Here is a 9,243-nt window from a genome sequence, read left to right on the forward strand (position 1 = left end):
GGCGGTCGGCCCGACGGCGGACCAGGGTGGCGACCACCGGTCCCTCGTCGGTCGTCGCGCAGGTGCGCGGCACCGGGCCCACCTTCACCGCCACCTCGCCGCTCACCGGCGAGCGGACGGTGGACGTACCGTCGAGCACCCCGGCCGACGTCGACGACGCCTTCGCCGCCGCGCGAACCGCACAGCGGTCGTGGGCCGCGCTGCGGGTCTCCCGGCGCGCCGCCGTCCTGCTGCGCCTGCACGACCTGGTCCTCGACCGGCAGGCCGAGGGGCTGGACCTGATCCAGTTGGAGGCCGGCAAGGCACGGCGGCACGCGGTCGAGGAGGTCCTCGACACCGCCATCAACGCCCGCTACTACGCCCGCGCGGCGGCGAAGCTGCTGCGACCCCGCCGGCGCACCGGTGCCCTGCCGGTGCTCACCCGCACGGTCGAGCTGCGCTTTCCCGTCGGGGTGGTCGGTGTCGTCTCCCCGTGGAACTACCCGCTGTCGCTGGCCGCCTCGGAGGTGCTGCCCGCCCTGATGGCCGGCAACGCCGTGGTGCACAGACCGGACCCGGCCACCATGCTCAGCGCGCTCTGGGTCCGCGCTCTCGCCGTCGAGGCGGGACTGCCCCCGGAGCTGTGGCAGATCGTCGCGGGTGAGGGCACGGTCGTCGGCCCGCTCGTCGTCGACGGTGCCGACCAGGTCTGCTTCACCGGCTCGACCCGGGTCGGCCGCGAGGTCGCCGCCCAGGCCGCCCGACGGCTGGTGCCGGCATCGCTGGAACTGGGCGGCAAGAACCCGCTGCTGGTGCTCGACGACGCCGACCTGGACCGGGCGGTGGAGGGCGCGATCCGGGCCTGCTTCGCCAGCGCCGGCCAGCTCTGCATCTCGATCGAGCGGGTGTACGTCGCCGACCGGCTGCACGACGAGTTCCTCCGCCGCTTCGTCGCCCGTACCGCCACGCTGCGCCTCGGCGTGACCGGCGACTTCGGGGCGGACCTCGGCTCGCTCGCCTCCGCCCGTCAGCTCGACACCGTCACCGCGCACGTCGCGGACGCCGTCGCGCGGGGCGCCGTCGTGCACACCGGCGGCCGGCCCCGCCCGGACATCGGCCCGTACGTCTTCGAGCCGACCGTGCTCACCGGCGTCGCCCCCGGCATGCGCATGTACGCCGAGGAGACCTTCGGTCCGGTGATCGCGGTGTACCGCTTCGACACCGACGACGAGGCGGTCGCGCTGGCCAACGACACCGCGTACGGGTTGAACGCCAGCGTCTTCAGCGGCTCCGGCGCACGCGGCGAGGCGGTCGCGGCCCGGATCGAAGCCGGCAGCGTCAACGTCAACGACGGCTACAGCGCGGTCTGGGGCAGCATCGACGCGCCGATGGGCGGCTGGAAGGACTCCGGGCTCGGCGGCCGGCACGGCGCCGAGGGGCTGCACCGGTTCACCCGCGTCAAGACGGTGGCGCGGCAGCGCGGGCTCGGCCTCGCACCGGCGTACCACCGGCCGGGCGACCGGACCGCGGCCTGGACCCGTCGGATGACCGCGGCGCTGCGCCTGCTGCGCCGCACGGGGCTGTGACCGCGAGCGGCGGCGGGCCGGCCGCGCGGGGCCCGCGCGGCGCCGAGGCGATCCACGCCGCCGTGCTCGACCTGCTGGCCGCCGACGGGTACGCACGCCTGACCGTCGAGGGGGTGGCCCGGCGCTCCGGCGTCAACAAGACCACCCTCTACCGCTGGTGGCCGTCGAAACCCGCGCTGGTCGCGGCGACGTTCCGGCACGCCATCGCCCGGGACCTGCCCGTGCCGGACACCGGCTCGCTGCGCGGGGACCTGGTGGCGCTGGTCCGGTCGAAGACGGCGTTCTTCGCCGACGGGCCGGGCCGGCTCGCCGCCGACGTGCTCGCGCACACCGGCGCCGACACCGAGCTGGCCCGGCTGGCCGACGAACTGCTCGGCCAGCACTGCGCCCACGTGGCCGAGGTGACCGGGCGCGCCGTCGCACGTGGCGAGCTGGCCGGCCCGGTCGACGACATGCTCCTCGCCGACCTGCTGCTCGGACCGGTGTGGCTGCGCGCGGTGGTCACCCACCGTCGGATGTCGACGGCCGACGCGGACGCCCTGGTCGACACCCTGCTGGCCGGCCTGCGCCGCTGATCCGTCGTTCTGATCCGCCGCTCCGGTCAGAACCGGTACTCCGGCGGCAGGCCGGTGCCGCGCAGCTCCTCCGGCAGGTGCGCGACGTCGTTGAAGGCGACCAGCCGTGGCGGCAGCCCGTCGGTGTAGCGGATCAGCGTCAGCCCGCAGTTGTGCGGGTTGAGCCCCAACCAGCGGTGCTCCGGCGTGGCCAGGGCGTCGCGCACCAGCCAGGCGATCAGAAACGCGTGGGTGATCACCAGTTCCGTCACGTCCCCCGCGTCCGGCGGCCGGCCGAACCGCCGCACAGCCGCCGCCGTCACGCGCGGCCCGTCGGCCCGTTCGGCCGCCGTGAAGCCCTCCAGGAACCGGGTGTACGCCGGCGGCACGGCGGCCGGATCCGTGTCGTGCGGCAGGTGGTCACCGGCCAGCTCGGTGGCGTACACCGGCACTCCGGGCAGCGACCCCGCGACCAGCTCGGCGGTCTCGACGGCGCGGCGGAGCGGACCGTGGTGGACGGCGTCCAGCGGCACCCGGGCCAGCCGCTCGCCGAGCAGCGCCGCCTGTTGGCGACCCCGTTCGGAGAGCCCCGCCCCTGTGGTCTCGACCCCGGCTGGCTGCTCCTGCTCGCCGTGCCGGGCCAGGAGCAGCAGCCGGGTCGCCCCCGTCACGGACGCGGGAACATCTGGCCGATGCGGATCTTGTTGCCGAACGGGTCCCGGATCCCGAAGTCGATCCCGTACGGGCGCTCCATCGGCTCGTCGGTGATCTCGACGCCCTTGGCGACGAGGTCCTCGTACGTCTTGTGGGCGTCGTCGGTGGTCATGAAGAGGTAGCCGCCCAGGGCGCCCTTGGTGAGCAGCTCGCGGACCTGCTCGGCGGTGGCCGGGTCGAGGGCCGGCGGGCCCGGCTTCTCCAGCAGGATCTCGCGCTCCGGGTCACCGGGCAGGTTGACCGTCAGCCAGCGCATGAAGCCGAGATCCTGGTCGGTGTTGACCTCCATGCCGAGCTTGCCGACGTAGAAGTCGAGCGCCTCGTCCTGGTCGAGGACGTAGATCTGGGAGCGGGAAATCGCGTTCATCGTCATGCCGGAAACGCTAGTCGCCGCCCTGACCTGCTGCTTATCCAAAACTGCTCGGTCTCGTCCAGGCCTTGGTGAAGCAACTCGGCACGGCGGCGGCCGGCGCCTTCCGCCGTCGGTACTCCGACGGGGACTCGCCGACGATCTGCCGGAAGGTGCGGCTGAACGTGCCGAGGCTGCCGAAACCGACGGCGTAGCAGACGTCGGTGACGTCCCGGTCGGTGTGCAGCAGCAGGTACATGGCCCGCTCCACCCGGCGGCGCTGGAGGTAGCGGTGCGGCGTCTCCCCGAAGGTGGCGCGGAAGGTCCGGATGAAGTGCGCCGGGGAGACGTGCGCGATCCGGGACAGCGCGGGGATGTCCAGTGGCTCGGCGTACGCCCGGTCCATCGCGTCCCGGGCGCGCAGCATCGCCCGGTTGCTCTCCTCGACGGCGCGGCTCACGTGGGTACGGATCAGGCCCGGTCGGCGACCTCGGCGACGAAGGCTCGCCAGGCGGCCGGGGTGAAGGCGAGGGTGCCGCCGTCACGGTCCTTGGTGTCGCGGACGAGGACGACGCCGGGCAGGTTGTCGGCGACCCCTACACAGTTGCCGCCGTTCGAGCTGCTACGCGTGCTCGTCCGCCATCGCGCATCCTTCAAGGCATCCATGTTCTTGCTCTCATGAAGTCAATGGACTGGTCAGGCGGAAGCGCCACGACCTCACGGTATCCCAGACGTCTCGGAGGGCGGCAACGTCGTTTGAACGGTCCTGCCTGGCCGGGGCGCAGGCCGGCGGCTGAAAGCTCTTGTCCACAGCTCGCCAGCCGCGCTACGGATCGATAGCGGCCACCGGGCGGGATTCGGCTCCCGATTACCGGGACCCGGAGAGATCTTGGCAGCAAACGGCCCCTCCAGGGGCCATTCCGTACCAAGATCTCCGGAATCGGCGGTGTCGCCCGGTCAGAGTCCCGCGTGGATCGTCGGCAGGGCAGCGGAGCGCTCGGGGCATCGAAAGTTTCTCGCATCCCCTACCGTCGCTACCCATGACCCACCCGTACGAGGTGCCCCCACCGCCGAAGCGGCGGACGCTCCGGACCGTGTTGATCGTTGTAGGTGTGGTCGTCGTGCTGTGCTGCGGTGGCGCCGGCGTCGGCGGCTTCTTCCTGTTCAAGGGGGTCAAGGGCGCGACGGATCCGGCACGGCAGGCCGCCGAGTCGTTCGTGAGCGACCTGGAGGCCGGCGATGCGGCCAAGGCGTACGGGCAGTTGTGCAGCGACACGCGCGGCAGGTTCACGAGGGACGCATTCGTCGAGGGCGTCGCCAGGCAGCCGAAGGTCCGGAGCCACGAGGTCAACGGCGTCAACGTGTCGAGCTACAACGGCCGCACGTCGGCGAGGGTGAGCATGGCCCTGGTGCTGGACAGCGGGTTCACCGACCAGCACGTGTTCCCGCTGGTGAAGGAGGATGGCGCCTGGAAGGTGTGCGGCCAGCCGTACTGAGCCGGCGCGAACCTCGACGCGATGCGGCAGGCGCTCTCGTGGCGCCCAGGGCCCCGAAACGCAAGGTGGAATTGGAGCCCCCGGCCGGGATCGAACCGGCGACATCTCGCTTACAAGGCGAGTGCTCTGGCCAGCTGAGCTACAGGGGCGTGCGTGCCGACGTCAGCATAGCGACTGACGTCCGGATTTCCCTCGCGGCAGGTGTCCCGAGCACGGGAAACGTCGACAACCCGACCGGCGCGGCGGAGGATGAAACGTCGATTGATACCTCGGCATGCCCGACTGACCGGTATGTGTATGCCGTCCATCCCATCCACAGGTTCCCGTCTTGGCAGTGGGCGCAAAGGCGTTTACGGTTCAGTGACACGGATGACATCCCGGCCCGCCGGGGGCGCCCGTGGGCCGCTCCGGTAACGGGTCGGTCGCTCCTTCACTCGGATCGTCCGGCACGTTCCTGCCGGTGAAAGGAAGCATCCCCCCATGGCTACGGTCACGTACAGCAAGGCGTCCCGGATCTACCCGGGCACCGAGCGCCCCGCCGTCAACCAGCTCGACCTGGAGATCGGCGACGGCGAGTTCCTCGTCCTGGTCGGCCCGTCCGGCTGCGGCAAGTCCACCAGCCTGCGCATGCTCGCGGGCCTCGAGGACGTCGACGAGGGCTCGATCTACATCGACGACCGGGACGTCACCCACCTCCCGCCGAAGGCTCGCGACATCGCGATGGTCTTCCAGAACTACGCCCTCTACCCGCACATGACGGTGTACGAGAACATGGCGTTCGCGCTCAAGCTGCGCAAGACCTCGAAGAGCGAGATCGACCGGCGGGTCAAGGAGGCGGCGGCGCTGCTCCAGCTGGAGGAGTACCTCAGCCGCAAGCCGAAGGCGCTCTCCGGTGGTCAGCGTCAGCGTGTCGCCATGGGCCGCGCGATCGTCCGCGAGCCGCAGGTCTTCCTCATGGACGAGCCGCTGTCGAACCTCGACGCGAAGCTCCGCGTGCAGACCCGTACGCAGATCGCCTCCCTCCAGGCCAAGCTGGGCGTTACGACGGTCTACGTCACCCACGACCAGGTCGAGGCCATGACCATGGGTCACCGGGTGGCCGTCATGCTCGACGGTGTCCTCCAGCAGGTCGACACCCCGCGTGCGCTCTACGACACCCCGGCCAACGTCTTCGTCGCCGGCTTCATGGGCTCGCCCGCCATGAACATCAAGACGGTTCCGCTCAGCGAGCGGGGTGCCGCGTTCGCCGACCTGCACATCCCGCTCACCCGGGAGCAGGTCGAGGCGGCCCGCGCCGAGGGCGGCGAGAACAAGGTGACCGTCGGCTTCCGCCCCGAGGACTGCGACCTGGTCAGCCCGACCGAGGGCGGCATGCCGGTCGTCGTCGAGTTGGTCGAGGACCTGGGCTCGGACGCCAACGTCTACGGCCACGCCGCGCTCGAGGGCCACAACGAGCGCTTCGTGGTCCGTACCGACCGCCGCACCATGCCGACCATGGGTGACACCGTGTTCGTCAAGCCGCGCGAGGGCCGCAGCCACGTGTTCAACGCGGCCACCGGCCACCGCATCTGACGTACGAAACGAAAAGGGGCGGTCCGCTTCGGCGGGCCGCCCCTTTCGTGTCTGTGCCGCGGGTCAGGCCTCGGCGGCCCGGCGGCGCGACACCTCGGCCAGGGCCACGGCGGCGGCGACGCTCGCGTTGAGCGACTCGACGTCGGAGATCATCGGGATGCTGACGGTCAGGTCGCAGGTCTCGCCGACCAGCCGGGACAGCCCGCGGCCCTCGGAGCCCACGACGACGACCAGCGGGCCGACCGCGGCCTCCAGGTCGTAGAGGTCGGTGTCACCGTCGGCGTCCAGCCCCACCACCACGAACCCGGCGTCCTGGCACGCCTTAAGCGACCGGGTCAGGTTGGTCACCTGGGCGACCGGGACGCGCGCGGCCGCGCCGGCGCTGGTCCGCCAGGCGGTCGCGGTGATTCCGGCGGCACGCCGCTCGGGTACGAAGACACCCTGCGCGCCGAAGGCGGCGGCGGACCGGATCACCGCACCGAGGTTGCGCGGGTCGGTCACCCCGTCCAGCGCCACCAGCAGCGGGGCGGGCTGCTCCAGGGCAGCCGCGACGAGGTCCTCGAACGGCTCGTACGCGAACGGGGGCACCTGGAGGCCGACGCCCTGGTGCAGCACGCCGCCGGTCATCCGGTCCAGTTCGGCGCGGCTGATCTCCAGGATCGCGATGCCCCGGTCGGCGGCCGTGCGGATGATCTCGTTGATCCGGTCGTCCGTGTCGATGCCCTGCGCGGTGTAGAGCGCGGTCGCCGGTACCTGGGCGCGCAGCGACTCCAGCACCGGGTTACGGCCCACCAGCAGCTCCGGGCTGTCCTTCGACGGGTTGGACCGGCGGCCCGGTGCGACCCGGGGCCCACCACGACCGGTCGGCTTGCCGCCCCGGCCGGCCGCGCCGCGACCGCCGGTGCTCGGCGTGCCCCGGCCACCGCCCTTGCCCCAGGTGGTGTCCTTGCTGCCGGGCTGGCCGATCTTCGGGGCCCGCCCCTCCTCGACCGCCGCCCGGCGCTCCTTCTCCTGCTTCCAGGCGGTGCGCTGGGGCAGCTTTTCGGTGCCCGAGTACGCCTTGTGCCAGGGCCGCTCGTCGGCGGGCAGGGTCTTGCCCCGGCCGGCGAGGGAGTCCTTGTTCTTGCCGCCGGAGCCCTTGGGGGCGCCCGCCTTCGGCGTCAGCCGTCGGCCACGGCGCTGCGAGTTGCCGGCCATCAGTCCTGCTCTCCAATAGTCCAACGGGGGCCCTGGGCGGTGTCCTCGACCACCACACCGGCCTGCTTGAGCTGGTCGCGTACGGCGTCCGCGGCGGCCCAGTCCTTCCGGCCGCGCGCCTGCGCGCGCTGCTCCAGGGCCAGCGCGATCAGGGAGTCCACCACGCCGCGCAGGTCGTCCACACGGCCACCACCGGTCCACGCCGGATCGAGGGGGTCCACCCCGAGGATATCCAGCATCGCGCGGGCAGCGCCGAGCGCCGTGCGGACGGTCACATCGTCACCGGCGGCCAGGGCCGTGTTGCCGTCCCGCACCACCTCGTGGAGCACGGCGAGCGCCGCCGAGGTGTTCAGGTCGTCGTCCATCGCGGCGGTGAACGCCGCCGGCAGCGCGCCGAGCTGGCCCGCGCCGACCCGTTCGGCCGCGCGCTGCACGAAGCCCTCGATCCGCCGGTACGCGACGGCCGCCTCGCGCAGCGCGTCCTCCGAGTAGTCGATCACCGACCGGTAGTGCGCGGCGGCGTAGTAGTAGCGCAGATCCACCGGACGTACGCCCAGCGAGTCGACGTACGTCAGGTCGAGCGCGTTGCCGGCGGACTTGCCCATCTTCGCGCCGCCGATGTTGAGCAGACCGTGGTGCACCCAGAAGCGGGCGAACGGCAGCCCGGCGGCCTGCGACTGGGCCAGTTCGTTCTCGTGGTGCGGGAAGGTCAGGTCCAGCCCGCCGCCGTGGATGTCGAACTCCGCGCCCAGGTAGCGCCAGCACATCGCCGAGCACTCGATGTGCCAGCCGGGCCGGCCCCGACCCCACGGCGAAGGCCAGTACGCGTCGGCCGGCTCGGACGGCTTGGCGCCCTTCCACAGCGCGAAGTCGCGCGGGTCGCGCTTGCCCCGTTCCGGGGCGTCCCCGGCGGACTGCATGTCGTCGGGCGACTGGTTCGACAACGACCCGTACGCCGGCCAGGACCGCACGTCGAAGTAGACGTCGCCCGAGGAGTCGGTCGCCGGGTAGGCGTGGCCGTCGGCGATCAGCTTGGCGATCAGCTCGTGCATCTCCGGGATGTGCCCGGTGGCGCGCGGCTCGTACGTCGGCGGCAGCACGTTCAGCGCCCGGTACGCCTCGGCCAGCTTCAGCTCGTTCGCGTACGCGATCGACCAGAACGGCCTGCCCTGCTCTCCGGCCTTGACGAGGATCTTGTCGTCGATGTCGGTCAGGTTGCGGATGAACGTGACCTCGAAGCCGCTCACCAGCAGCCAGCGTCGTAACACGTCGTAGTTGACGCCCGAGCGAAGGTGACCGATGTGCGGCGGAGCCTGGAGCGTGAGACCACACAGGTAGACGCCCACCTTGCCGGCTTCCCGGGGGACGAAGTCCCGCACCGATCGGGTGGCGGTGTCATAGAGGCGTAGCGTCACCGTACAAGGGTAGCCGTCGGCGCTTGTCCGGGTCGTCCGGAGCCGGGTCGTACGCTGCTGGCGTGGACACCACGGCCCGACCCGGCAGCGACCCGACGAGCCGGGCCGGCGGCGTGGCCGGTCCGGGCGGCACCGGCGCCTCCCCTGCCGGCACGGATCCGGCCGTCTCCACCGTCGGTGGCGAGACCGCGCAGACGCTGGACCGAGGTCTGCGGCTGCTGCACCTGGTGGCCGACGCGCCGGGCGGGCTGACCGTCACCGAGGCGGCCAACCGGCTGGGCATCGGTCGCGCGGCGGTCTACCGGCTGGTCGGCCCGCTGACCGGCCACGGTGAACACCGAGTTGTTCTCCAGGTCGGCGTACCCGACGAGGATCAGCGTC

The 9,243-nt window shown here is 72.1% G+C and carries 11 protein-coding genes and 1 tRNA gene; 5 read left to right on the forward strand and 7 right to left on the reverse strand.

Going from position 1 to position 9,243, the window contains the following annotated elements; all coding sequences use genetic code 11:
- Both AB0I76_RS15710 and AB0I76_RS15715 read left to right on the forward strand, forming a co-directional pair.
- The coding region (locus AB0I76_RS15710) for a succinic semialdehyde dehydrogenase (protein WP_357035126.1) at positions 1 to 1,565 on the forward strand (1,565 nt) is incomplete at its 5' end.
- A complete protein-coding gene (locus AB0I76_RS15715; RefSeq protein WP_357035129.1) occupies positions 1,562 to 2,140 on the forward strand; it encodes a TetR/AcrR family transcriptional regulator in 579 nt (192 codons plus the stop codon). The genes AB0I76_RS15710 and AB0I76_RS15715, both read left to right, overlap by 4 nt.
- A 26-nt stretch (positions 2,141 to 2,166) precedes the next feature.
- On the opposite strand, the gene AB0I76_RS15720 is transcribed toward AB0I76_RS15715, so the two are convergent.
- The 4 genes from AB0I76_RS15720 to AB0I76_RS15735 are packed head-to-tail and all read right to left on the reverse strand — an operon-like array spanning position 2,167 to position 3,848.
- A complete protein-coding gene (locus AB0I76_RS15720) occupies positions 2,167 to 2,790 on the reverse strand; it encodes a histidine phosphatase family protein (protein ID WP_357035132.1) in 624 nt (207 codons plus the stop codon).
- A complete protein-coding gene (locus tag AB0I76_RS15725) occupies positions 2,787 to 3,206 on the reverse strand; it encodes a VOC family protein (protein WP_357035134.1) in 420 nt (139 codons plus the stop codon). Before AB0I76_RS15725 ends, AB0I76_RS15720 begins: the two co-directional genes overlap by 4 nt.
- Positions 3,207 to 3,240: 34 nt before the next feature.
- Positions 3,241 to 3,642: an AraC family transcriptional regulator gene (locus AB0I76_RS15730; RefSeq protein WP_357035137.1), complete on the reverse strand. Its 402-nt coding sequence runs from the start codon at positions 3,640 to 3,642 to the stop codon at positions 3,241 to 3,243.
- Positions 3,643 to 3,653: 11 nt separating this feature from the next.
- Positions 3,654 to 3,848, reverse strand: a complete 195-nt coding sequence (locus AB0I76_RS15735) for a DUF397 domain-containing protein (RefSeq protein WP_357035140.1) — start codon at positions 3,846 to 3,848, stop codon at positions 3,654 to 3,656.
- Between the two features lie 374 nt (positions 3,849 to 4,222).
- Between AB0I76_RS15735 and AB0I76_RS15740 the strand changes: the two genes are divergently transcribed.
- A complete protein-coding gene (locus tag AB0I76_RS15740; RefSeq protein ID WP_357035143.1) occupies positions 4,223 to 4,678 on the forward strand; it encodes a hypothetical protein in 456 nt (151 codons plus the stop codon).
- A 72-nt stretch (positions 4,679 to 4,750) separates the two neighbouring features.
- Here AB0I76_RS15740 and AB0I76_RS15745 read toward each other — a convergent pair.
- Positions 4,751 to 4,827, reverse strand: a tRNA-Thr gene (locus tag AB0I76_RS15745).
- A 331-nt stretch (positions 4,828 to 5,158) separates the two neighbouring features.
- Here AB0I76_RS15745 and ugpC point away from each other — a divergent pair.
- Positions 5,159 to 6,250, forward strand: a complete 1,092-nt coding sequence (gene ugpC / locus AB0I76_RS15750; RefSeq protein WP_357035146.1) for a sn-glycerol-3-phosphate ABC transporter ATP-binding protein UgpC — start codon at positions 5,159 to 5,161, stop codon at positions 6,248 to 6,250.
- Positions 6,251 to 6,313: 63 nt separating this feature from the next.
- Here ugpC and rlmB read toward each other — a convergent pair whose 3' ends face one another.
- Positions 6,314 to 7,447 (reverse strand): 23S rRNA (guanosine(2251)-2'-O)-methyltransferase RlmB, encoded by a 1,134-nt coding sequence (gene rlmB / locus AB0I76_RS15755; protein ID WP_357035149.1) that lies wholly within the window; start codon positions 7,445 to 7,447, stop codon positions 6,314 to 6,316.
- Complete coding sequence (cysS, locus tag AB0I76_RS15760) at positions 7,447 to 8,862, reverse strand: cysteine--tRNA ligase (RefSeq protein ID WP_357035152.1); 1,416 nt, start codon at positions 8,860 to 8,862, stop codon at positions 7,447 to 7,449. The genes rlmB and cysS overlap by 1 nt, the downstream gene beginning before the upstream one ends.
- Before the next feature lie 62 nt (positions 8,863 to 8,924).
- On the opposite strand from cysS, the gene AB0I76_RS15765 reads away from it, so the two are divergent.
- Positions 8,925 to 9,243 (forward strand): helix-turn-helix domain-containing protein (locus AB0I76_RS15765; protein ID WP_357035155.1); only part of this gene is annotated, 319 nt, incomplete at its 3' end.

The organism is Micromonospora sp. NPDC049799, from assembly GCF_040656655.1.
Classification (GTDB): domain Bacteria; phylum Actinomycetota; class Actinomycetes; order Mycobacteriales; family Micromonosporaceae; genus Micromonospora.